Consider the following 22,500-nt stretch of genomic DNA (forward strand, 5'->3'; position numbering starts at 1 on the left):
CATAGAGCAGCGGAGGAGAAAATACCATGAATCTAGAAAATGAGGAGAAGATCTACTTTTATACAGAGGACTTACAGGTTGGATACGGTGGAAAACAGATCTTAAATCCAGTCCGGATCGGGATAAAGAAGGGTGAGATCCTGACTTTAGTCGGACCGAATGGAGCCGGAAAATCGACCATTTTAAAGAGTGTCGCCGCGCAGCTTCCCCCTCTGGGAGGCGCGGTTTACCTGGACGGCGCGGACCTTCTGGGAATGAAGGGAACGGAGCGCGCACGGAGGATGGCGGTCATGTTTACGGAAAAGGTTCATGCAGAGTGGATGACCTGCCGGGATGTTGTGGCAGCCGGGCGTTATCCGTACACGGGGCGGTTTGGTGTCCTCTCGGAGGAGGACTGGAAGGCAGTTGATGAGGCGATGGAGGCAGTGCAGGTATCAGAGCTTCGGGAGCGGGACTTCCAGACGCTCAGCGACGGTCAGCGGCAGCGGGTGATGCTGGCGCGGGCGCTCTGTCAGGAGCCGGAACTGCTGCTTCTCGATGAGCCGACTTCCTATCTGGATATCCGTTATAAGCTGGAATTTATGTCGGTCTTGCAGGAGCTGGCGCGCCGCAAGAAGGTGGCAGTCATTTTATCCATTCATGAACTTGATCTGGCGGAGCGCGTCTCTGACTGGGTGCTGTGCGTCAGCCCGGGGCAGGAAAGCCGGTTTGGACGCCCGGAAGAGATGCTGACTCCAGAACATCTTTCCGAGCTTTTCCAGGTCGAGGAAGGGCGCTTCCGTCAGACAGGCGGCAGTATGGAGCTTCCGCGTCCGGAGGGGGCACCAGAGGTGTTTGTGCTGGCAGGAGGAGGAAGCGGGCGCGCTGTCTTCTGGCAGCTTCAGAGAGCTGGAACCACGTTTGCGGCAGGGATCGTATCGGAAGCCGACTTAGATTATCCGGCGGCTTGTACATTGGCGTCCAGATTGATTGCAGTCCCCGCATTTGAAGAAATATCAGAGGAAAAGGAACAAGAAGCCAGAGAATGTCTGGATGCGTGCCAGTGCGTGATTGCGTGCCGCAGGCAGTATGGGGGCTGGGCGGCGGCGAACGACCGGTTGCTGGCGTATGCCAGGGAAAAAGGAAAAAAGATTGAATATCACAACCTTCCGCTTCATAAAATGCAGTAAATCAAAGCATTTTGCCGCGTGGCTGCGTGCAGGGGAGCGGGAGGTTTTTTATTTGATGAAAAGTAAGAAAAGCAGGAAAAAATGGCTTCTAAGCCTTATGGTTGTGATGGGAATCTTTCTGGCGGGGGTCTATGCGGTTGCATGCGGCGGTGAAAAACAGGCAGAAAAATTGCGGGATCTGGAATTTGCCGTCATAGGTCCCGATGAGACGCCGCAGGAGCTGGCGCAGATCATAGAAGAAAAGAAGAACGATTCCTTCCGCCTGACTTACACAAGCGGAAATGACCTCTACATAGCTGCCGGGTACGGCAAGCAGGAGACCGGCGGTTACAGCATTACGGTTCCGGAGTTGTACCTGACGGACAATTCGATCATCGTCAAGACCGAGTTAAAAGGACCGGAGAGAAGCGAGCCGACCGGGGAAGAGCCGTCGTATCCGTATATTGTGCTGCGGACGGAACTGCTGGAGGAACCAGTGGTATTCCAGTAGTTTCCTATGAAACAAAAAAACAGGAACCGGCGAGAGTATCATCCGGTTCCTGTCTTTATGCAGTTTCTGCAGAACGATTTCCGCAGGATTTCCTATATGAGTATAAGACTGGTTTCCTGATTACAGGGAAAGAGCCTCTTTTACCTTGGAAATGATGTGAAGTCCGATGTCTCTGGAAGCATCTACGGACTGAGCGCCGATGTGCGGGGAAACGATGAAGTTGTCGCACTCGAACAGCGGGCTTGCGAATGTATCATCACCTGTCAGACCGCTGCCAGCCAGCTCGTTCTCCATAACGTCTGCTGCGTAGCCGCCGATCTTGCCAGCTTTCAGAGCCTCGTACATGTCTTTCTCGTTTACGATACCACCACGGCTCATGTTCAGAACAACTGCATCATCCTTCATCTCAGCGATGGACTTAGCGTTGAACAGATCCTTTGTCTCTGGTGTCAGCGGTACGTGGATAGATACGAAATCAGCTACCTTTAACATCTCGTCTACGGACATGCCAGTTGCATGCTCTTTCTCGAAATCTTCCGGTTTCAGGAATGGATCGTAAGCAACGACAGTCATACCAAATGCACGACCAAGTTCGCCGACTCTCTTACCGATACGACCGAAGCCCATAACACCCAGAGTCTTGCCGCGAAGCTCACGACCTTCGAATTTATATTTGTTCCACTCGTGTTTTACTTTTACATCGTAGTTAGCTGTGAAAGTACCACGGGAGATATCTAACATCTTGGAAATGGTCAGCTCTGCAACTGCGTTAGCGTTTAAGCCCGGTGCGTTGAAGATCTGGATTCCTTTGGATTTTGCATAGTCCATATCAATGTGGTTCAGACCAACGGAGCAAACGCCGATAACCTTCAGGTTCTTAGCAGCGTCGATGATCTCCTGATCGATCTTCGGATCTACACGCATGATCAGAACGTCTACGTCACCGATTTCAGCTAATAACTGATCCTTGGTGGACGGCAGATTCTCTGCAGTTTTAACTTCCATGTATTTGCTGAGTTCTTCAGCAATACCAGCGTATACTTTGTCAATGATAAGACACTTCATAGTTTAATTTCCTCCGCTCTTATTTTGTAAAATGTACCTATATGCAAGTATACCTAAAATCTGCTGTCCAGTCAAGTCATTTTGCCGTACCAAACAGAAAGTCGTATTCGATTTTTTGTATAACACTTATAAGTAAATGATGGATAAAAAGGTGTTTTTGTAGAAAATGCCGCGGGAGCGATTTATAAATTGTATTTTGAGATAGGGCAGACTATAATAAAGGTACAATGCAGTTCAAAGTCCGGTTCCGGACGGCATTCGATGATTCTGCCCGCAAAGAGGGCATCTGTGATTCACAGAAATATCCGGGTATTTATGAAATTTCATAATGCATTTTTTGTTTCAGGGGAAACTGCGTCCTATGAAACAAAAAAATAGCAGTCATATGATTGAGCAGTGCTGAATATAAGTATCATATCGTTACTGTTCACAGGTAGGCACTTTTGGAACCGAAAGTGCCGTAAGAAAACGTGGTGGCAGCAGGAATTTGCCGTATTTAAATGCGAAGCCACGGCAAATTCCGTTACGGGGCACGTATGCGTGAACAATAACAATTTTAGAAAGGATGGAGAAGGTTGAGAGAGGAGTACGGAAATTTAGAACGTGCTTACGAAAGAATGCGGTTCGGCTGGCAGGAGACATTTGCCGGGGAATGGCAGAAAGGGAGAATGTATGGGGAAAAGAGAAGACAGAAGATATGGCTGGAGGCTGGCAGTGCTGACATTTGTGCTGTGCCTGCAGGGCACCGGCGGACAGGCTTACGCACAGGAAGATAAGGCGGGAGAACGGCGGATCCGTTATTCTTCTTCCTATTTGAAAGAGGCTGAGATACCAGAAGCGCCGGAAGAATATCTGGAAGAGGGGGAAATTACCTACCGGCTTGTGGGGACAGAGATAGAGGCGGTGCCGGTGCGCGGCAGAACGCGGGAGGTTTCGGGGGAGATGGTCTATCCATCCGTGACGCGGGAACAGGAGATCCCGGCGAGAGCGCCGATGGAGGTGGAGGATCGGGAGAGCCGGAAGACCGTATCGGTTATGCTGGATCTGAAAAGAACCTCTTATGAGAACGAACACTGGCAGGATGGATTTGAGATTTCGGTCGTATTTCACGAATACGGGGCGGACACATACCGGCTGGGTGGAACTGTCGTGATGCATGATGAAAAAGTGCCGCCGTTGGAGGCGTGCAGGGAAGAACTGCTTGCAAGTGCAGGGCTATCGGAGGATGAGGTGCAGATTGAGTCGGCAAGCTGGGAGGGATATGCTTATCAGGATGAGGCTGGCATCTGGTGCCGCAATGCGGCGGTACAGGCAAAACGCCGCGTATGGGACTGCCGGGCAGTGTACGGGGGAACGGTCAGACTTCCGGCATATGAGCGTTACCGGAGGCGGATGGAGTATGAAAAAGCGGAACCGGATGTGGAAGAGATGACAGAAATAGAAGCGGATCCGGGAACTCTGGTGGAAACAGAGACTGCGCCGGTGGAAAACCTCCCGCTTCCGTTCTGGAGACGGTGGATTCACTACGGACTGACGATCAGTATAAGTCTGCTGCTGCTTTTACTGGCATGGCTTGGATTTCGGCAGCTGCGGCGGATGGCGCGTGAAAAAAACGAACGGTAGGTTGTGTGGGCGCAGTTGATAAAAGGAAAAAAGTGCCGTATACTAGAAAACTGGTAAGCTGGCGGTTATGGTTCGTGTAAAAAAATTTTGAAATCAGAGGCACGGCGTGAGGATATGCCGGCAGCCAGAATCGGGGATCAGACCAGAAAGAAGAGGAAAAACGGCGTGACAAGAGATGTTGTATTTAAAATGGAACGTCCGGGACTGGTAGAAGTCGGACAGACAGTAGAGGTGACGGAGTCGGTGACGCCGTTTAATGTCAATTATATGATTGAACCGGCGGTGGCGATGTCGGGGCTTTTTAAGCTGAATGACCGGATTCCCGCCGATCACGGCGTGGTAAAGGCGATCGAGGAAAATGACCGCGGTTACTATGTGACGGTTACGTTTGAGTATGAATAAAAGGACAGAAAGGGAAAAAGATGGCAGGAAAAATACCGAACGATCCGATTATGTGCCTGAGTTTTGTGAACACACAGCTCAGAGATTTTTACCCGGATTTAGATGAATTATGCAGTGCGTTTGATACAGAACGGTCGGAGCTTGAGAAGAAGCTGCAGGCGGTGGGATATACCTATGACAGAGAAAAGAACCAGTTCCGCTAGGGCACTGTTAGGCTTTACGCTGGCAGAGCTGCTGATTGTGACCGGGATTGTGTCGATTCTCGTTGCAGTTTCGATCCCGATCATGTCCGGACAGGTACAGAAAGCGAAGGAAGTGCGGGCGAAAGCCGAGGCGAGGATTCTATGCATGGCGCTCTGGATGTATCTGCATGATTTGGATGAGCAGGACATTCATCCGGAAAGCTGGGAGCTGATGATGGATCTGGGTGGTTCTTTCCGGGATCTGGGAGAAAATCCGCTGGAAAACTATCTGGATGGAGAGATTTCTGAGGATGTGTCTATCTACAGCGTGTATTACAGCGATACACTGGAAAGCTATGAGGGAATCTTGTGCGAGATAGGTGGAATCGAGGTGGAAGCGCTGATCAGCGGAAAGACGGAGATTGTGAATCCATAAAAAATAGAGAGGCAGGTTACTGTTCACAGGTAGGCACTTTTGGAACCGAAAGTGCCGTAAGAAAACGTGGTGGCAGCAGGAATTTGCCGTATTTAAATGCGAAGCCACGGCAAATTCCGATACTGGGCACGTATGCGTGAACAGTAACAGAGGCAGGATGTCTTACAAGGAAAGTCTTGTAAAACCCTGCTTCTTTCTATATAATGAGACAGTAAAGCAGTCTGTCTGGAAATGAAAATAGCAGGATAAAAACCAGACGGTTTCGGACAGATACAAGAGAAAAGAGAGGTATCAGTATGTTTCGCGCGATAAAGATAGTAGGAACGATCGTCAGCTTCCTTGTTGGTTCCATCGGCACATTGCACCGTATGGATAAACAGGGACAGGTAGATCCGGTTGCAGTGGAGGAAGAAAGCACCCAGATGGTGCGTAATATTTTTGAAAAACTGCTCAAAATGGCAGGTGTGACGGTAGAGGTGCGCGGATATGAAAATATTCCGCAGGATCGCCCGGTGCTCTATGTGGGAAACCACCGGAGCTATTTTGATATCTTGGTTGGCTATACGACGGTTCCGGGACTGATGGGATTTGTGGCAAAGAAAGAGATGGAGAAGATTCCGCTCTTGTCAAAATGGATGCTCAATGTCAACTGTCTGTTTTTAGATCGGAATAATATAAAAGAAGGTTTAAAAACGATTCTGGCGGGGATCGAGAAGGTGCGCCGCGGCGTTTCTGTCTGGATTTTTCCGGAGGGAACCCGCAATAAAAATGAACAGCTTTCAGATCTGCTTCCATTTAAAGAGGGAAGCTTGAAGATTGCAGAGAAATCTGGCTGTCCGGTTGTTCCAGTGGCGATCAAGGGAACAGCGGAGGTCTTTGAGAAGCATATTCCGCTTATTTGTCCGAGCCATGTCGTGATTGAGTTCGGCGAGCCGTTTATCGTGAAAGAGCTGGATCCGGAGAACCGGAAGTTTGTCGGCGCATATACGAGAGAAAAGATCGCAGGGATGCTTTCAGAGATGGAAAAGGAGAACAGCTAAGAGATGGATTTGCTGGAGATAAGAGGGCGTCTGGACCAGATTGACACCCAGATAGAAAAGTTATTTGAGGAGAGAATGCGCCTTTGCAGCGAGGTGGCAGAGTATAAGATCGCGACCGGAAAGGCGGTTTACGACGCCGAGCGTGAGAAACAGAAGATCGAGTCAGTTCAGGCGATGGCGGAGGGCGAGTTCAACAAGCAGGCGGTTGCCGAACTGTTTTTGCAGATGATGACGCTGAGCCGCCGGTATCAGTATCAGACCATTGCAGGGCGCGTCGGCGGTCCGGATCTGGGCTTCCATAAGGTGGAGAAGCTTGAAACAGCCGGAAAGCGCGTGGTGTTCCAGGGATTAGAGGGCGCTTACGGTCATGCGGCGGCGCTGCAGTTCTTTGGAAAAGACGCGGATATCCATCATGTACGCCGGTTTGAGGATATGATGGTGGAGATTCAGGAGGGAAAAGCCGATTTTGCGGTGCTTCCGATTGAAAATTCTTCCGCCGGTGCCGTGACGGACAACTATGATCTGCTTTTAAAATACGACAATGTGATCGTGGCGGAGACATTTCTGCCGGTACATCACTACCTGCTTGGCACACCGGACGCGGAACTTTCCGATGTGAAGCGTGTTTTTGCCCATCCGCAGGCGTTGATGCAGAGCAGCGACTTCTTAAACCAGCACGACTGGCAGCAGCTCAGCATGGAAAATAATGCTGTGGCGGCACAGAAGGTACGCGATGAGAAAGATCCGTCACAGGCGGCAGTCGCAGGTGAGGTGGCAGGTGAGATTTACAGGCTCAAAAAGCTGGCAGGTCCGATCAACAACTGTCCGGACAATACGACCCGTTTCCTGATTTTGGCGAAGGATCGCGTCTATCAGGCGGGTGCAGAGAAAATCAGCCTCTGTTTCGAGCTGCCGCACCGCAGCGGTACGCTGTACAGTATGCTCGGCAATTTTATTTTCAATGACGTCAATATGCGTATGATCGAGTCCCGTCCGATCCCGGAGGAGAGTTGGCAGTACCGCTTCTTCGTGGACATCGAGGGAAATCTGGAGGATGCCGGTGTGCAGAATGCACTGTACGGAATCATGCGCGAAGCGAAAAATGTAAAAATATTAGGAAATTACTAGACTCTTTAGCTTAGGACAAGACAGAATGGGTTGCTGTCCACGGGCAGGCATTTTTGAGACTGAAAGTACTGTAAAAAAATGTGATGGTAACCGGAAAGGCAGAATAATGGAAGAAAAAAGAAAAAATACGATGATTTTATACCGCAACCTGCGGTATCAGCAGTTATTTGACGATATGTGCAGCCTCTTAAAACCAGAGGAAGGCGAGGCACGCCCGGATGCATATGCATGCGCGAGTCAGCTCATCGATCTGGCAGTGACCTATGGATTCCGCGGAAACCTGTGGCATTGTTTCCTGGCGTTCTGCATGGCAAACAATGAAAATGCCTACAGCACATCCTGTGAGATCATCGGACCGGTCGGCGGCAGCTTGAGCGAGCTTGCACGCCACGATTTTACACAGGTCAGAGAGCTTTTTTCCCTGGATATTGCCCGTCTGGACGAGACTGAGAACGGCATCTGGTCGGAGATGAAGCATTACGAAAATGCGCTGGGAAACAGCAAGGCGTTCAACCACCGCATCCGCGACCGGATCGTTGAATTATCGGTTTCACTGGAGAATGCGGAGAGTGATCAGGAATTTCAGGATATCGTGACCGAATTTTATAAAGAATTTGGTGTCGGCAAGTTTGGTCTTAACAAAGCATTCCATATTATCATGGATGACGAGGCAAAGCAGGTCGATATCGAGCCGATCACGCGCGTGGAACATATCGAGCTGAGCGATCTGGTAGGCTATGAGCTGCAGAAAGCCAAGCTGATTGAGAATACCGAGGCATTTATCGAGGGGCGCGCGGCAAACAACTGCCTGCTTTTCGGTGACAGCGGTACCGGTAAATCATCCAGTATCAAGGCGATCTTAAATCAGTATTATGACCGCGGACTCCGCATGATCGAGGTGTACAAGCATCAGTTCCGCGGACTGTCAGATGTCCTGGAGCAGATCAAAGACCGTAACTACAAATTTATCATTTATATGGACGACCTTTCCTTTGAGGAATATGAGCTGGAATATAAATATCTGAAAGCAATCATTGAGGGTGGTCTCGGCATTAAGCCGCAGAATGTCCTGATTTATGCGACATCGAACCGCCGTCACTTAATCCGCGAGAAATTCAGCGATAAGCGCGAGCTGGACGACGATCTGCACTCCAACGATACGGTGCAGGAAAAACTGTCTCTGGTTGCGCGTTTTGGCGTCACGATCTACTACGGCTCACCGGACAAGAAAGAGTTCCAGAACATCGTCCGCGTGCTGGCAGACAAATACCACATCCATATGCCGGAGGCAGATCTGCTTCTGGAAGCCAACAAGTGGGAGTTAAGCCACGGCGGGCTGTCCGGACGTACTGCCACCCAGTTTATTGCAAACTTACGCAGCAAGCTGAAAGGAGAGATCAAGTAATATGACCGTTAAAACCTTTGCCGCTATTGATGTGGGTTCCTTCGAACTGGAGCTGGGAATTTTCGAGATTTCTGCTTCCGCCGGAATCCGCGAGATCGATCATGTGCGCCATGCGCTGGCGCTTGGCAAAGACACGTACAATGACGGACGTTTGAGCCACGAGATCGTGGAGGAAATGTGCGAGGTCCTGAATAAGTTCCGGGAAGTGATGAAAACATACCGGGTATCGGATTATCGGGCATTTGCGAGCAGCGCGCTTCGGGAGGCGCGGAACAGCCAGATGGTACTGGACCGGATTCTGGTGCGTACCGGACTCCGGGTCCGCACGATGAACAACTCGGAGCTTCGTTTTAAGAGTTATAAAGCCGTTGCAGCCAGGGAGGAAGAATTCCAGCACACCGTGAAAAACGGTGCGGCGCTGATGGATGTCGGATTCGGAAGCACCCAGATCTCCCTCTTTGATGAGGAGGTACTGGTATCAACGCAGAACCTTCTGCTCGGCGTGCTGCGCTTAAGTGAAATGTCAGCACACTGGCGCGTCGATTACCGGAAGATCCCGGCGATCATCGATGAGCTGGTAGAAAATGAATTATACACATTTCGGAAGATATTTTTAAAAGAGCATCAGATTGAGACGCTGATTGCGACCGGCGAGACAATGAACTATATGATCAGCCGCGGCATGCATGAAAAAGGCGGGGCGCGGTTCACGGCAAAGGAATTTGGCGTGTTTTGCGAGAAGCTGATTGGGATGTCCTCGGAGGAGATTCAGGAGCGCTATGAGCTGCCGCAGGATTACGCAGAAGTGCTGATTCCAAGTGCAATTCTCTACCGGAAGGTATTAGACATGACGGGTGCTTCCTATATCTGGGCACCGGGGACGACCCTCTGCGATGGTATCGCGGCAGAGTACGCACAGGAAAACCGTCTGGTCCGCTTCCATCATGATTTTGAGGCAGATATCCTCTCAACGGCGCGCCAGATGGCGAAGCGCTACCGCTGCCACGGCGCACATGTGCGCGAGGTAGAGCGGTCGGCGGAGATGATCTTTGATGCAACGAAAAAATACCATGGTCTGGGAGCGCGGGAACGCCTGCTTTTAAAGATCGCAGCGACCCTGCATGACTGCGGCAAGTTTGTCAGCATCACGCGCGGTTCGGAAAGCTCGTACCAGATCATCATGGATACGGAGATCATCGGAATTTCCCATCTGGAGCGCGAGGTTGTAGCCAATATCGTGCGCTACAACATTCAGGAATATGCCTACGATGAGGTCATCCTGGAGTCGGATCTGTCCCAGTATGCGGGGCTTGGAACCTCCCGGAGAGAGCTGACGATCCTGATTGCGAAGCTGACGGCAATTTTGCGTCTGGCCAATTCGATGGACCGCAGCCACCGCCAGAAACTGAGCGACAGCCGCATCGCTGTGCGGAACGGCAGTCTGGTGATTACGACGGACTGTCCGGAGAGTATCGTGCTGGAGCAGTATTCATTTGACCAGAAGGCAGATTTCTTTGAGGAAGTCTTTGGAATACGGCCTGTACTCAGGCAGAAAAGAGGGGTATAAGGATGTCGGATGCAGTGTTGAAATACGGAGAATCTGAAAATTATGTAAACCGTGAACTGAGCTGGCTGGAATTTAACTACCGGATTCTGGGTGAGGCGCGCGATAAGACGACCCCACTGTTTGAACGCCTGAAATTTTTAAGCATCACGGCGTCGAACCTGGATGAGTTTTTCATGGTCCGCGTGGCATCCCTCAAGGACATGGTTCACGCCAATTATACGAAGCGGGATATTGCGGGTATGACGGCACAGGAACAGCTGGATGCGATTGATGGAAAAACGCATGAGCTGGTCGAGAATCAGTACCGGACCTACAACCGGATGCTCCTGCCGCTCTTAAAACAGCACGGTCTGCGCGTGGTCACCGAGCATGAGAAGCTTACGAAGGAAGAAGCGGTGTACGTTGATCGGTATTTTGAGGAATCGGTCTATCCGGTCCTCACGCCGATGGCGGTTGATTCCTCCCGCCCGTTCCCTCTCATTCACAATAAATCGTTAAATATTGCTGCGCTGGTCCGCAAGAAAAAGGGAGACGGCGAGCTGGAATTTGCGATGGTCTGTGTGCCGGGCGGGCTTCCACGCGTGGTGGAGCTGCCGTGCCAGGAGGGCAAATCGATCATTTATCTGGAAGAAGTCATCGAGCGGAACATCGACAAATTGTTCTTAAATTATGATATTATCAGCTGCCATCCGTTCCGTGTCATGCGAAATGCCGATCTGAGCATCGACGAGGATGAGGCGGAGGATTTGCTCAAGGAGATCGAGCAGAAGCTCAAGAAACGCCAGTGGGGCGAGGTCATCCGCCTGGATATCGAGAAAAAGGCGGACAAGCGCCTCTTAGACATCCTCAAAAAGGAGCTGCACGTCGGCGGGCACGCGATCTATGAGATTGACGGACCGCTTGATCTGACCGTTCTCATGAAGGTGTTCGGTCTGCCGGGCTTTGACGAATTTAAGACACCGCCGTACACGCCGCAGCCGGTTCCGGCGCTGATGAATGAGGATGATATTTTTGCCAATATCCGCAAAGGCGATATATTGCTGACCCACCCGTTTGAGACCTTTGAGCCGGTCGTCAATTTTATCAAGAAAGCTGCCCGCGACCCGGAGGTGCTGGCGATCAAGCAGACACTCTACCGTGTCAGCGGTAACTCCCCGATTATCGCGGCGCTTGCTGAAGCGGCGGACAATGGAAAACAGGTGTCGGTTCTGGTTGAGCTGAAAGCCCGTTTTGACGAGGAAAACAATATTCTCTGGGCGAAGATGCTGGAAAAAGCCGGCTGCCACGTTATCTACGGTCTGCTGGGGCTGAAAACACACAGTAAGATCACGCTGGTGGTGCGCCGCGAGGAAGAGGGCATCCGCCGCTACGTCCATCTGGGAACTGGAAATTACAACGATTCGACGGCAAAACTCTACACCGACTGCGGTCTTTTAACCTGTGATCCGCTGATCGGTGAGGATGCGACTGCAGTCTTTAACATGCTGTCGGGTTATTCGGAGCCGCTTGGCTGGAACAAGCTGTCGCTGGCGCCGCTGTGGCTGCGCGGACGTTTTCTGCGCCTGATCCAGCGGGAAACGCGCAACGCCCGCGAAGGTATTCCGGCGCGGATCGTGGCAAAGATGAACTCCCTGTGCGACCGTGAGATCATTGCGAGTCTTTACGAGGCGTCCAATGCGGGGGTAAAAATACAGCTCATCGTCCGCGGCATCTGCTGTCTGCGCGCCGGGATTCCGGGATTAAGCGAGAATATAACGGTCTGCTCGATCGTTGGAAATTTCCTTGAGCACAGCCGTATTTTCTACTTCGAGAACGACGGTGAACCGCAGATTTTCATGGGAAGTGCCGACTGGATGCCGCGAAACCTCGACCGTCGTGTGGAGATTCTCTTCCCGGTTGAGGATGAGAAGCTGAAAGCACGCATCTGTCACATCTTAGAGGTACAGCTTGCCGACAATGTCAAGGCGCAGTACCTGAGACCGGACGGAACCTACGCTAAACGCAACCGCCGCGGCAAAGAGCCGGTCTGCGCGCAGGATACCTTCTGTGCGGAGGCAGTGCAGGCGGCGAAGGAAGCTGGAAAAAAGCAGGACCCGGCGGCGATGAGGGTGTTTATTCCGCTGGAACAATAAAGAAATTGCAGTTCGCAGATAAGCAAAATTCTCCAAAAATGTAATAAATTTTTAAAGCATAAATCCTCCCCATATGGTAAACTGGAAACAGGTATATTCGTCTGGTATTTCGCATAGAGATACCGGGAACCTGCATTACATATGAGGGAGGTTTTTTTATGTCTGAAATACACGTTCTGGTGGTGGATGATGAGAAAGAGATTGCCGATCTGGTGGAGATTTATCTGGTCAGTGATGGTTATAAAGTATATAAGGCATCCAATGCGTTAGAGGGATTGGAGATTCTGGAGAAGGAGACGATTCATCTGGTGCTTCTCGATATCATGATGCCGGGAATGGATGGTCTGGAGATGTGCCGCAAGATCCGGGAGACGAACAATATCCCGATCATCATGCTGAGCGCGCGCTCAGCGGATCTGGATAAGATTCTGGGACTGGGAACCGGCGCGGATGATTACGTGACGAAACCATTTAACCCGCTGGAGCTGACGGCGCGCGTCAAATCACAGCTTCGCCGCTATACGCAGTTAAATCCGCAGAGCGGTGCAGGAAACCAGGTTAAAAATGAGATCTCGATCAAGGGGCTCACGATCAACAAAGATAATCATAAAGTGACGGTGTACGGCGAGGAGATCAAGCTGACGCCGATCGAATTTGATATCCTGTATCTGCTGGCATCCAATCCGGGGCGGGTCTTCAGCACCGATGAAATCTTTGAGAAGGTGTGGAATGAGAAAGTCTACGAGGCAAATAACACAGTTATGGTACATATCAGACGGCTTCGCGGCAAGATGAAGGAGGACACCCGACAGAACAAGATCATTACAACGGTCTGGGGGGTAGGATACAAAATTGAAAAATAAAAAAGATATGAGTCGCCGATTCCGGACACGGATGGTCATGAACATCGTTTACAGCACCGTGGTGGCATGCCTGGTGGAGGTGTTTCTGATTGCCAATGTTTCGATGATCAGCAGCTATCTGCGGGAGACGCGGTACCGGGATTCTTTTTTCCTGCGCCTGACGGAGACAGAGACACTGATGGCATTTGTCTATCTTCTGTCGGGCATCGCGATCTTCTCAGTCACTTTTTTTGCCCTCCAGGAGCGGTCCATGCGCTATATCAGCCGGATCTCGTCCGCGATTCAGAATATTTCCGAGGGCGATTTGAATACGACGATCGAGGTGCGGGGCGACGACGAGTTTACGGCGATGGCGGTCAATTTAAATAAGATGGTCGGGGATATCCGGAATCTGATGGACAAGGAGCGCGAGGCGGAGCGCACGAAGAATGAGCTGATTACCAATGTGGCACACGATCTGCGGACACCGCTGACCTCGATCATCGGCTATCTTGAACTTCTGTCCGGCAAGGTGGAGATTCCTGCAGAAATGCAGAAAAAATATATTGATATTGCCTATGCAAAATCGAAACGTCTGGAAAAACTGATCGAAGATTTGTTTGGTTTTACCAAAATGAATTATGGAAAAGTGGCAATGCACGTGTCGAAGGTGGACATCGTCAAACTGCTCAGCCAGCTGTTGGAGGAATTTTATCCGAGCTTCAAGGACAAAAACCTCTCCTACGAGCTGCAGAGCAATGTCCCGGGCAAGGTTATCACGGCAGACGGAAATCTTCTGGCGCGCCTCTTTGACAACCTGATCAATAACGCGATCAAGTACGGTGCGGACGGAAAACGGGTGCTGGTGCAGATTCACGCGGAGGAAGAGGTCGTGACCGTCTCGGTGACGAACTACGGTTACGTGATTCCGGCGGACGAGCTGCCTCTTTTATTTAATAAATTCTACCGCGTGGAACAGTCGCGATCGACCAACACGGGCGGCACAGGGTTAGGTCTGGCGATCGCCAAAAATATCGTCGATATGCACGGTGGCACGATTCAGGTAACGAGCGATCTGAATGGAACGGTGTTTACGGTGCGCCTGCGGACGAATTTTGACATCAACAGGGAAAATTTCCAGATGCCGTAAAGGCGAGTGTGGGAAAGAATCTGATAGACATTTTAATGGATTTTTGGTTACTGTTCACAGGTAGGCACTTTTGGAACCGAAAGTGCCGTAAGAAAACATGGTGGCAGCAGGAATTTGCCGTATTTAAATGCGAAGCCACGGCAAATTCCGTTACTGGGCACGTATGCGTGAACAGTTACAGATAGGGAGAGAAAGAATGCAGAAAAAGAGGGGAATACAGTTCTTTTTTGCGATATTGATCGGATGGATGGCACTATTCTGCCTTCCTGCAGGGTACGCATATGCCTCACAGAAGGAAGCAGATGCGCCGCTGTCGATGGATGTTTCCTATGGATTTGACAATACGGCAAAGAGTGACCGTTACCTTCGGGTAACGGTCCTTCTGAATAATGATACAGCGCCGTTTGAGGGAACGCTGGAATTTCTGACCGCGCAGTCCAGTCTGGAGGCGTACCAGTATTCCTATCCGTTATCGTTGGCAGCGGGGGAGAAGTTTGAACAAGAATATTATATCCCGCTGGGTGTGCGGGCGGATCAGATGTTTGTATCGGTACAGGATGTAAACGGGAAAACAATCATCCGGAAACGTCTGAAACTTGGTTCTGAGGAGGACGTTGCGGAGAGTTATATCGGAATTTTGACGGATACGCCGGAGGCACTTTCTTATTTAGACGGCGCGGGCATCCGATATGGGACGCTTCGGACGCGGGCGGTTTTTCTGGATGCCGAGCAGGCACCGGATGACCGGCTGGGTTACGATCCGCTGGATCTGGTAATTGTGTCTGGATTTGACCTGGATTCGCTCAGCGATGTCCAGTATGAGGCGCTGCGGCGCTGGGTGGAAGACGGCGGTACGATCCTCTTTGGCGGCGGTGTGGATTGTGCGAGAAATTATGGCAGGTTTGCAGAGAAGGTGCTGGAGCCGCCGTATCTGGATGCGGTAACCGTTCCGGTCAGTCTGGGCGGGGAGACGGCACCGGGCGAGCAGACGGGGGAGATCCAGGCAGAATGCGTCGATGTGAACCTGAAGAACGGCAGCACTCTGCTGGCGGGGGAAGTGTTCCCGCTGTTATCCCATACGAACTGCAAACAGGGGCGGATCGTGGCAGCTGCCTTTTCGATGGATGCGATCAGCGATTTGTGTCTGACCAATCCATCCTCATTTGAAAAGCTGTATACGCTGGTGCTGGGAAGTGATACCGTGGACGAGCTGGCACAGGAGGATTACTACGGTTATTCGGGCTCGTATTTCAGCGTACAGGGGCTGGTCAACACCGGCAATGCGGGGCGGCTTCCGAAGGTTGCGGCATATACGGTGATCGTGGTGGTCTATCTGCTTTTGATCGGTCCGGGCATCTATTTCTACTTAAAAAAGCGAGGAATTTACCGGTATTATCTGCCGGCGGTGACACTGGGGGCGTTTTTGTTTACCGGCATTATTTATGCGCTGGGCGTAAAGACACGCTTCCGGGAGCCGTTTGTGACGTATGCGTCGATTCTGGATACCTCGGGAGAAGAGGCGGAAGAAGCCACTTATATGAACATCCGAAGCCCTTATAACAAGCCGTATTCGGTGAGCTTAAAGCCGGGCTATGAGGTGCGCCCGATGACGCGCAGTTACTATTACGATGCGGTTTCGGCGGTGCGCTTTACCGGTGAGGAAGAGTATCATACGAACTTTGTTTATCAGCCGGAACGGGTCGAAATTAAAATGCGGGATACGGTCGCATTTTCACCGAATCTGTTTACCCTGCGTCGTGAGCTGGAGAAAACGGACGCGATGGGCGTTCAGGGAAATATTTCCTATTTTGACGGCGTGGTGTCGGGAACGGTAAAAAACTGTTTTGAGGAACCGCTGGAGAATGCGGCTCTGCTCATCAATGGGAAAGCGGTGCTGCTGGGAAGATTAGAGCCTGGGCAGACGGTTTCTCTGGATGGAAAGGAGAGCTGCGATTATCCGGTCAGCTATTCGTATGCGGCAGCACAGATGGTGACCGGGGCGGATCAGTATGAGAAAGCGGAGATTGAGGATTCGGACTATTTAAAGGCGCAGGAGCGGACGAGACTTTTGAGCTTTTATCTGGATTCCGGCGCGGGGCGCAATCCGTCTGAGGCGTGCCTGGTGGCATTTTCAACCCGGAAGCTCCAGGGCGAGGAAGATTTCCTGGCGGATGCGAGTACACTTCGGGAAGGATTTTGCATGGTGACCGAGTCAATCCCGCTGAACCGTGAAAAAGACGGAAAACTTTACCGTTCGGCGCTTGAGGAAGATCCAACGGTGCTCGCCGGAAATTATGAGGCGGCGTACAACACAATGTATAGCGGTGAAACAGCGGAGGCTGCGACGGTCGAATATTCGCTGGGAAGTGACCTTGTCATTGAAAAGCTTACGTTTGAGACTCTGTCACCGCGATTCTCGGAAAATCCGCTCTATCCGTATATGTCATCCTTCTCCGGAAGCATGTATTTCTATAACTATGAGACCGGGCGCAATGACCGGATCGAGCTGAAATCAGAGTATTCGGCAAAGGAGCTTTCGCCGTACCTGTCTCCGTCGAACACATTGACCGTCAAATATGTGCCGGAACAGACGGGAGAGTATGGCTGGGAAAGCCAGCTTCCAAGAATCTATGTCGTAGGGAGGAGAGAGTGATGCTGACGATTAAAAACCTCAGAAAACGATATGGCAATTTTCAGGCGCTGGATGGGCTGAATCTGGAGGTCGCGGACGGGGAACTCTTTGGATTCGTGGGTCCCAATGGGGCAGGCAAGACGACGACGCTCAAGATTCTTGCGGGACTTCTCGTTCCCGATGAGGGCGAGGTGGAGATCGGCGGACTGGATGTTTACTCAGACGGAAAAGAACTCCGGCGGCGGATCGGCTATGTGCCGGATTTCTTCGGAGTATATGATAACCTGAAAGTATCGGAATATATGGAATTTTTTGCATCCTGCTACGGAATTACGGGGCTGCAGGCGCGGACGCGCTGCCATACGCTTCTGGAACAGGTGCGGCTGGAAGATAAAGAGGACTTTTTTGTGGACGGGCTTTCGAGAGGTATGAAGCAGCGCCTCTGTCTGGCGCGGGCGCTCATCCACGATCCGGATCTTCTGATCCTGGATGAACCGGCTTCCGGGCTGGATCCGCGCACCCGGGTGGAGTATACGGCGATTCTGAAAGAACTGCGCGATCAGGGAAAAACGCTGCTCGTCAGCTCCCATATTTTATCGGAATTGTCAGAGCTTTGTACCTCGATCGGCATCATTGAGCAGGGAAGAACGGTCCTGCAGGGCAGCATGGATCAGATTTTTGCGCGGATCAACTCGTCCAATCCGCTTCTGATCTCGATTTTCAGCCAGAAAGAAAAGGCGCTTGCGATCCTGAAAAGCCATCCTTGCGTGCAGACGATTGCGGTGCAGGGGGATGAGATCAAGCTGGGCTTTTTGGGGGATCGGCAGGATGAGGCGCTGCTTTTGCAGCAGCTTATCGATGCGGATGTGATGGTCAGCAGCTTTATGCGCGAGAAGGGAAGCCTGGAATCACTGTTTATGCAGATCACAGGACATGAAGAAGAGAGGGCGGTGCTGAAACATGAGATGGAATCCGGTATTTAGGAGGGAAATGACAGTCGGAAGCCGCAGCATCCGCATGATGGCGATTCTGTTTGTTTTTAACAGTATTCTGGCGGCGGTGGCGCTGTTTAATATGTATTCGGTGGCGGAACAGGTCAGGACGACGGCGGAGATCCAGTATTCGCAGTTTCTGGATCTCTACACGTTCGTCTCCTCGATCGAATTTATCATGCTGCTTTTCATCATGCCGGCGCTGACTGCCAGCAGTATCAGCGGCGAGCGGGAACGCCAGACGCTGGAACTGATGCTGACGACCACGATGGAGCCGCGTGACATGGTGCTTGGAAAACTGGCGTCCTCGCTGGTGACGATGCTGGTGCTGGCGGTCTCGGCGCTTCCGGTACAGGCGCTCGTATTTGTCTACGGGGGCGTTACGCTGCAGGACATCGGGATGCTGTTCCTGTGCCACGGCGTTGTGGCAATTTTAACGGGCAGTATCGGGATCTTTTATTCATCGGTGCTGCGCCGCTCGACGGTATCGACCGTCTGCTCCTATGTGACGGTGGTGGCGCTGACGGCGGGAACGATGGCGGTCAATCTGTTTGCATACCGGATGGCGCTCCGGGCGGCAAATTCGTATGCATCTAATCTCAATGCATCGGAAATGGCAAGTTCCGGCATTTTACGCTATCTCTTTCTTTTCAATCCGGCTGTCTCGTTTTATAATGTAATTAACGGACAGGCGGGAAGCGGCGACATGAGAAAATGGTTCGAGCCACTGTTTGGCGTATTTCCAGACAATGCGATCACAGCACACTGGACGGCGTGCAGCCTGATTTTGCAGTGTATGCTGGCGATGGTGCTGATCGCGGCAGCAGTATGGGCGATCACGCCGGGAAAATGGAATCGGCATGGGAAAAATAAAGGGAAGGATAACCGATAGATAGAAAAAGCAGAAAAACAGAGAAACTATGAATTTGGAGAAGGAGGCAGTGAGTATGGGAATTATCAGAGCAGCGGCACACGCGGTCGGCGGCGGGCTGGCAGATCAGTGGCTGGAAGTGATTGAACCGGAAAATATGGGGGAACAGACCGTATTTTCAGCGGGGGTGCAGACACGCCGCGGGGAGAACCGGAAGAGAACACCGGAAACGGTGTCCAATGGTTCTGTGATCCATGTGTACCCGAATCAGTTTATGATGCTGGTGGACGGCGGTAAGGTCGTTGATTATACAGCGGAAGAGGGTTATTATACAGTGCAGAATTCATCCCTGCCGTCTCTGTTTAACGGACAGTTCGGCGATGCACTGAAAGAATCCTTCAACCGTGTGCGTTATGGCGGACAGACGCCGTATGCACAGAAGGTCTACTATATTAATCTCCAGGAGATCAAGGGAATCAAGTTCGGTACACGGACGCCGATCAACTATTTTGATTTATTCTATAATTCCGAGCTGTTTCTGCGCGCACATGGAACTTACTCCATCAAGATTACGGATCCACTGAAATTTTATGCGGAGGCTATTCCGAAAAATCAGGATCAGGTGGAGATTGATTCCATCAATGAGCAGTATTTAGCGGAGTTTCTGGAAGCGCTGCAGACCTCGATCAACCAGATGTCGGCGGATGGCGTGCGGATTTCCTTTGTAGCCTCCAAAGGCAGGGAACTGGGACGCTATATGGCGGAGACGCTGGATGAGGAGTGGAACCGTCTGCGTGGCATGGAGATCCAGTCAGTCGGTATCGCCAGCATTTCCTATGATGAAGAATCGCAGAAACTCATCAATATGCGGAATCAGGGCGCGATGCTCGGCGACCCGTCGGTGCGCGAGGGGTATGTGCAGGGCGCGATGGCACGCGGCTTTGAGGCAGCCGGTTCCAACGGAAGCGGTGCGATGGCAGGCTTCATGGGAATGGGCGCCGGCATGAACTTCGGCGGCGGATTTATGGGCGCCGCATCGGCGTCCAACCTGCAGCAGATGCAGATGCAGCAGGCGGCGCGGCAGGGATATGCGGCACCGCAGGGCGGCTATGCGCCGGGGCAGGCGAATGGAGCGCCGCAGGGTGGTTATGCACAGCAGCCGAGACAGATGAATGCGGCACCACAGGGCGGCTATGCACAACCGGCAGGACAGAACGCAGCGCCGCAGGGCAGTGCGGCAGCTCCGGCGGAATCCTGGATTTGTGAGTGCGGCAATGTCAACCACGGAAAGTTCTGCTCCGAGTGCGGCAAGCCAAGACCAGCCGGTCCGTGGACCTGCAGCTGCGGAACGGTCAATACAGGTAAGTTTTGTTCCGAATGCGGAAAACCGAGGTCATAGGGCGTATGGAGATACAATCATATAAGTGTCCAAACTGCGGCGGCGGGCTGGTGTTTGATCCGAAGACGCAGAAATTTAAATGTGAATACTGCCTCTCAGCGTTTACGGAAGAGACGTTGAAAGAGATGGAAGAGGCAGCCAGAAAGTCAGAGGAAGCTTCGAAGCCGGGTGGAATGCCGGAAGCGGAAAAGATAGAGAGCCAGAAGCAGGCGGAGTCTAAGATGGTTCTCTATACCTGCCCGAGCTGCGGCGCGGAGATTGTGGCACAGGAGACGACAGCATCCACGTACTGCTGTTACTGTCACAATCCGGTGGTTCTTTCGGGAAGTCTGGACGGTAAATACCGCCCGGACGGTCTGATTCCGTTTGAGATCGACAAGAAAAAGGCAAAAGAAATCTTTAAAAACTGGATTCAGAAGAAAAAGTATGTGCCGGATGATTTCTACTCGCCGCGTCAGATGGAGTATCTGGAAGGAATTTATTATCCATATTGGATGTATAGCTGCCAGGTATCCGGTGAGATGCAGGCGGAGGCGCTGCGGAAACGCGTGACGGTGGCGGGGGAGATCGAGTATATCGAGACGAGCCGTTACCATCTGGAGAAAAAGGCGGAGCTTCCCATCAAGGATGTGGCGCGCAACGCGTTAAAGCAGGCGGACCGCAGCCTTGCCGAGACCGTGCTTCCGTTTGATATGAAGAAGCTGCGCCCGTTTCAGGCAGGCTATTTTCTGGGATTTAGGGCGGAGCGGCGCGACCGGGAAAAGGAAGAATTTGCACAGGAGATTGAGCAGGAGATCAAGCAGTATACGAGAGAATCCCTGCAAAATAGCGTCTCCGGCTACGATCATGTGGATATCCGGAACCACCGGGAGACCATCACGGGGGAAAAATGGAACTATGCCATGCTTCCGGTGTGGATGATGACCTACCCGGATCCGAAGAACGGGCAGATGTACTATTTTGCGATGAATGGGGAAAATGGAAAGGTCTGCGGCGTCCTGCCGGTTGATTCGAAAAAACTGGTGCGCCTGTTTTTGACGATTTTCATTCCTGTGTTTGTACTTTTGCTGCTGGGAGGATACCTGATATGATAGAGAATCAAAATGCGGGAGTCACACAGAAAAAGAAGAAATATGGACGGCTGAAAGGTTTTATATGCTTCTCCGTTGCAGCATTTATTTCATTTTCACAGGTCAGCCCTATATGGGCGGCGGAAGGCACGCGCGTCTTCGACGAGGCGGGACTGTTCAGCGCGGAAGAAGTGCAGGAGCTGGAGACACGGATCGATGAGGTGCGTGATTCACAGGATGCCGATCTGGCGGTACTGACAGTCGAGGACGCACAGGGAGAATCGGCGGAAAGCTATGCCGATGATTTTTACGACAGCCACGGACTGGGCGTCGGGGACGATGCGAGTGGTATTCTGCTTTCGATCGATATGGACAACCGGGAGATATACGTTTCTACCACCGGGTATGCGATGAAGGTGCTGACGGATGCGCGGGTAGAGAAGGTGCTGGATGCGGCATATGACAGCGTGGCGGATGGAAACTATGCGGAAGGCGCTCTGGGGGCGATCGACAGCATCGAAAATTATCTGGAGATGGGCGTTCCGGCGGGACAATATACGCAGGTGCGCGAGGAGAAAAAACATTCCCTGGAATGGTATGAGGCGCTGTTTGCGGCGGTCGCGGCAGCGATCGTGGCGGCACTCCCGTGCTTTTCGGTGATGCGCCAGTATAAGATGCAGAAAGAACACCGCCAGTCGCTGGGTTTCCATATGGCATACCGAGCGGACAGTGCGCTGCATTTTGTCCAAAATGAGGAGCAGTTTGTAAACCGGTCGGTAGTGACCAGACGGATTCCAAAAAATCCGGGTCCGGGCGCTTCGGGCGGTTCGGCTGGAAGGACGACCATACATCAGGGCAGCAGCGGAAGGATGCACGGCGGCGGAGGCAGAAAGTTTTAATTGATA

The 22,500-nt window shown here is 51.8% G+C and carries 20 protein-coding genes; 19 read left to right on the plus strand and 1 reads right to left on the minus strand.

Annotation, left to right across the window (positions count from 1 at the left end; translation table 11 throughout):
• Positions 1–26 precede the first annotated feature (26 nt).
• Positions 27–1,169: an ABC transporter ATP-binding protein gene (locus C7U56_RS12100; protein ID WP_107001424.1), complete on the plus strand. Its 1,143-nt coding sequence runs from the start codon at positions 27–29 to the stop codon at positions 1,167–1,169.
• 55 nt (positions 1,170–1,224) lie between these two features.
• Complete coding sequence (locus C7U56_RS12105) at positions 1,225–1,659, plus strand: protease complex subunit PrcB family protein (RefSeq protein WP_107001425.1); 435 nt, start codon at positions 1,225–1,227, stop codon at positions 1,657–1,659.
• Positions 1,660–1,779: 120 nt separating this feature from the next.
• Here the strand turns inward: C7U56_RS12105 and C7U56_RS12110 are convergent, their stop codons facing one another.
• Positions 1,780–2,724: a D-2-hydroxyacid dehydrogenase gene (locus tag C7U56_RS12110; RefSeq protein WP_022360306.1), complete on the minus strand. Its 945-nt coding sequence runs from the start codon at positions 2,722–2,724 to the stop codon at positions 1,780–1,782.
• Positions 2,725–3,396: 672 nt separating this feature from the next.
• Here C7U56_RS12110 and C7U56_RS12115 point away from each other — a divergent pair.
• The 17 genes from C7U56_RS12115 (at position 3,397) to C7U56_RS12195 (ending at position 22,494) form a co-directional block, all read left to right on the plus strand.
• Positions 3,397–4,347: a hypothetical protein gene (locus C7U56_RS12115; RefSeq protein WP_107001426.1), complete on the plus strand. Its 951-nt coding sequence runs from the start codon at positions 3,397–3,399 to the stop codon at positions 4,345–4,347.
• Positions 4,348–4,461: 114 nt separating this feature from the next.
• Positions 4,462–4,749 carry a hypothetical protein gene (locus C7U56_RS12120; protein WP_243021938.1) on the plus strand — a complete coding sequence of 96 codons (288 nt, stop codon included), beginning with the start codon at positions 4,462–4,464 and terminating at the stop codon, positions 4,747–4,749.
• Between the two features lie 20 nt (positions 4,750–4,769).
• Complete coding sequence (locus tag C7U56_RS12125; RefSeq protein ID WP_022360303.1) at positions 4,770–4,952, plus strand: DUF4250 domain-containing protein; 183 nt, start codon at positions 4,770–4,772, stop codon at positions 4,950–4,952.
• Entirely contained in the window at positions 4,924–5,367 is a 444-nt protein-coding gene (locus tag C7U56_RS12130; protein WP_107001427.1) for a type IV pilin protein, read from the plus strand. The genes C7U56_RS12125 and C7U56_RS12130 overlap by 29 nt, the downstream gene beginning before the upstream one ends.
• Before the next feature lie 296 nt (positions 5,368–5,663).
• The gene (locus tag C7U56_RS12135) at positions 5,664–6,407 is read left to right on the plus strand and encodes a lysophospholipid acyltransferase family protein (RefSeq protein ID WP_107001428.1); all 744 of its coding nucleotides are present in this window, start codon (positions 5,664–5,666) and stop codon (positions 6,405–6,407) included.
• Between the two features lie 3 nt (positions 6,408–6,410).
• Complete coding sequence (locus tag C7U56_RS12140) at positions 6,411–7,535, plus strand: bifunctional chorismate mutase/prephenate dehydratase (protein WP_107001429.1); 1,125 nt, start codon at positions 6,411–6,413, stop codon at positions 7,533–7,535.
• A 106-nt stretch (positions 7,536–7,641) separates the two neighbouring features.
• Positions 7,642–8,940 (plus strand): ATP-binding protein, encoded by a 1,299-nt coding sequence (locus C7U56_RS12145; protein WP_181357240.1) that lies wholly within the window; start codon positions 7,642–7,644, stop codon positions 8,938–8,940.
• A 1-nt stretch (position 8,941) separates the two neighbouring features.
• Positions 8,942–10,507, plus strand: a complete 1,566-nt coding sequence (locus C7U56_RS12150) for a Ppx/GppA phosphatase family protein (protein ID WP_107001430.1) — start codon at positions 8,942–8,944, stop codon at positions 10,505–10,507.
• Between the two features lie 2 nt (positions 10,508–10,509).
• Positions 10,510–12,639 carry an RNA degradosome polyphosphate kinase gene (locus tag C7U56_RS12155; RefSeq protein WP_107001431.1) on the plus strand — a complete coding sequence of 710 codons (2,130 nt, stop codon included), beginning with the start codon at positions 10,510–10,512 and terminating at the stop codon, positions 12,637–12,639.
• A gap of 158 nt (positions 12,640–12,797) precedes the next feature.
• Complete coding sequence (locus tag C7U56_RS12160; RefSeq protein ID WP_022360295.1) at positions 12,798–13,502, plus strand: response regulator transcription factor; 705 nt, start codon at positions 12,798–12,800, stop codon at positions 13,500–13,502.
• Positions 13,492–14,631, plus strand: coding sequence for a sensor histidine kinase (locus C7U56_RS12165; RefSeq protein WP_333490916.1), 1,140 nt, complete (start codon positions 13,492–13,494; stop codon positions 14,629–14,631). The genes C7U56_RS12160 and C7U56_RS12165 overlap by 11 nt, the downstream gene beginning before the upstream one ends.
• A 196-nt stretch (positions 14,632–14,827) precedes the next feature.
• The gene (locus tag C7U56_RS12170) at positions 14,828–17,284 is read left to right on the plus strand and encodes a type 1 glutamine amidotransferase family protein (RefSeq protein ID WP_107001432.1); all 2,457 of its coding nucleotides are present in this window, start codon (positions 14,828–14,830) and stop codon (positions 17,282–17,284) included.
• On the plus strand, positions 17,284–18,246 hold the full coding sequence (locus tag C7U56_RS12175) for an ABC transporter ATP-binding protein (protein ID WP_107001433.1): 963 nt from the start codon (positions 17,284–17,286) through the stop codon (positions 18,244–18,246). Before C7U56_RS12170 ends, C7U56_RS12175 begins: the two co-directional genes overlap by 1 nt.
• Before the next feature lie 7 nt (positions 18,247–18,253).
• Positions 18,254–19,147, plus strand: a complete 894-nt coding sequence (locus C7U56_RS12180) for an ABC transporter permease (RefSeq protein ID WP_022360291.1) — start codon at positions 18,254–18,256, stop codon at positions 19,145–19,147.
• A gap of 55 nt (positions 19,148–19,202) precedes the next feature.
• Positions 19,203–20,525: an SPFH domain-containing protein gene (locus tag C7U56_RS12185; protein ID WP_107001435.1), complete on the plus strand. Its 1,323-nt coding sequence runs from the start codon at positions 19,203–19,205 to the stop codon at positions 20,523–20,525.
• A 5-nt stretch (positions 20,526–20,530) separates the two neighbouring features.
• Positions 20,531–21,616, plus strand: a complete 1,086-nt coding sequence (locus C7U56_RS12190; protein WP_107001436.1) for a TFIIB-type zinc ribbon-containing protein — start codon at positions 20,531–20,533, stop codon at positions 21,614–21,616.
• Positions 21,613–22,494 (plus strand): TPM domain-containing protein, encoded by an 882-nt coding sequence (locus tag C7U56_RS12195; RefSeq protein WP_107001437.1) that lies wholly within the window; start codon positions 21,613–21,615, stop codon positions 22,492–22,494. The genes C7U56_RS12190 and C7U56_RS12195 overlap by 4 nt, the downstream gene beginning before the upstream one ends.
• Positions 22,495–22,500 lie beyond the last annotated feature (6 nt).

It is taken from the genome of Clostridium fessum (assembly GCF_003024715.1).
GTDB lineage: Bacteria > Bacillota > Clostridia > Lachnospirales > Lachnospiraceae > Otoolea > Otoolea fessa.

Coding starts and splice junctions, on each gene's coding strand:
- C7U56_RS12100 (WP_107001424.1), top strand. CDS start 27: ATGAATCTAGAAAATGAGGAGAAGATCTACTTTTATACAGAGGACTTA.
- C7U56_RS12105 (WP_107001425.1), top strand. CDS start 1,225: ATGAAAAGTAAGAAAAGCAGGAAAAAATGGCTTCTAAGCCTTATGGTT.
- C7U56_RS12110 (WP_022360306.1), bottom strand. CDS start 2,724: ATGAAGTGTCTTATCATTGACAAAGTATACGCTGGTATTGCTGAAGAA.
- C7U56_RS12115 (WP_107001426.1), top strand. CDS start 3,397: ATGGGGAAAAGAGAAGACAGAAGATATGGCTGGAGGCTGGCAGTGCTG.
- C7U56_RS12120 (WP_243021938.1), top strand. CDS start 4,462: ATGCCGGCAGCCAGAATCGGGGATCAGACCAGAAAGAAGAGGAAAAAC.
- C7U56_RS12125 (WP_022360303.1), top strand. CDS start 4,770: ATGGCAGGAAAAATACCGAACGATCCGATTATGTGCCTGAGTTTTGTG.
- C7U56_RS12130 (WP_107001427.1), top strand. CDS start 4,924: ATGACAGAGAAAAGAACCAGTTCCGCTAGGGCACTGTTAGGCTTTACG.
- C7U56_RS12135 (WP_107001428.1), top strand. CDS start 5,664: ATGTTTCGCGCGATAAAGATAGTAGGAACGATCGTCAGCTTCCTTGTT.
- C7U56_RS12140 (WP_107001429.1), top strand. CDS start 6,411: ATGGATTTGCTGGAGATAAGAGGGCGTCTGGACCAGATTGACACCCAG.
- C7U56_RS12145 (WP_181357240.1), top strand. CDS start 7,642: ATGGAAGAAAAAAGAAAAAATACGATGATTTTATACCGCAACCTGCGG.
- C7U56_RS12150 (WP_107001430.1), top strand. CDS start 8,942: ATGACCGTTAAAACCTTTGCCGCTATTGATGTGGGTTCCTTCGAACTG.
- C7U56_RS12155 (WP_107001431.1), top strand. CDS start 10,510: ATGTCGGATGCAGTGTTGAAATACGGAGAATCTGAAAATTATGTAAAC.
- C7U56_RS12160 (WP_022360295.1), top strand. CDS start 12,798: ATGTCTGAAATACACGTTCTGGTGGTGGATGATGAGAAAGAGATTGCC.
- C7U56_RS12170 (WP_107001432.1), top strand. CDS start 14,828: ATGCAGAAAAAGAGGGGAATACAGTTCTTTTTTGCGATATTGATCGGA.
- C7U56_RS12175 (WP_107001433.1), top strand. CDS start 17,284: ATGCTGACGATTAAAAACCTCAGAAAACGATATGGCAATTTTCAGGCG.
- C7U56_RS12180 (WP_022360291.1), top strand. CDS start 18,254: ATGACAGTCGGAAGCCGCAGCATCCGCATGATGGCGATTCTGTTTGTT.
- C7U56_RS12185 (WP_107001435.1), top strand. CDS start 19,203: ATGGGAATTATCAGAGCAGCGGCACACGCGGTCGGCGGCGGGCTGGCA.
- C7U56_RS12190 (WP_107001436.1), top strand. CDS start 20,531: ATGGAGATACAATCATATAAGTGTCCAAACTGCGGCGGCGGGCTGGTG.
- C7U56_RS12195 (WP_107001437.1), top strand. CDS start 21,613: ATGATAGAGAATCAAAATGCGGGAGTCACACAGAAAAAGAAGAAATAT.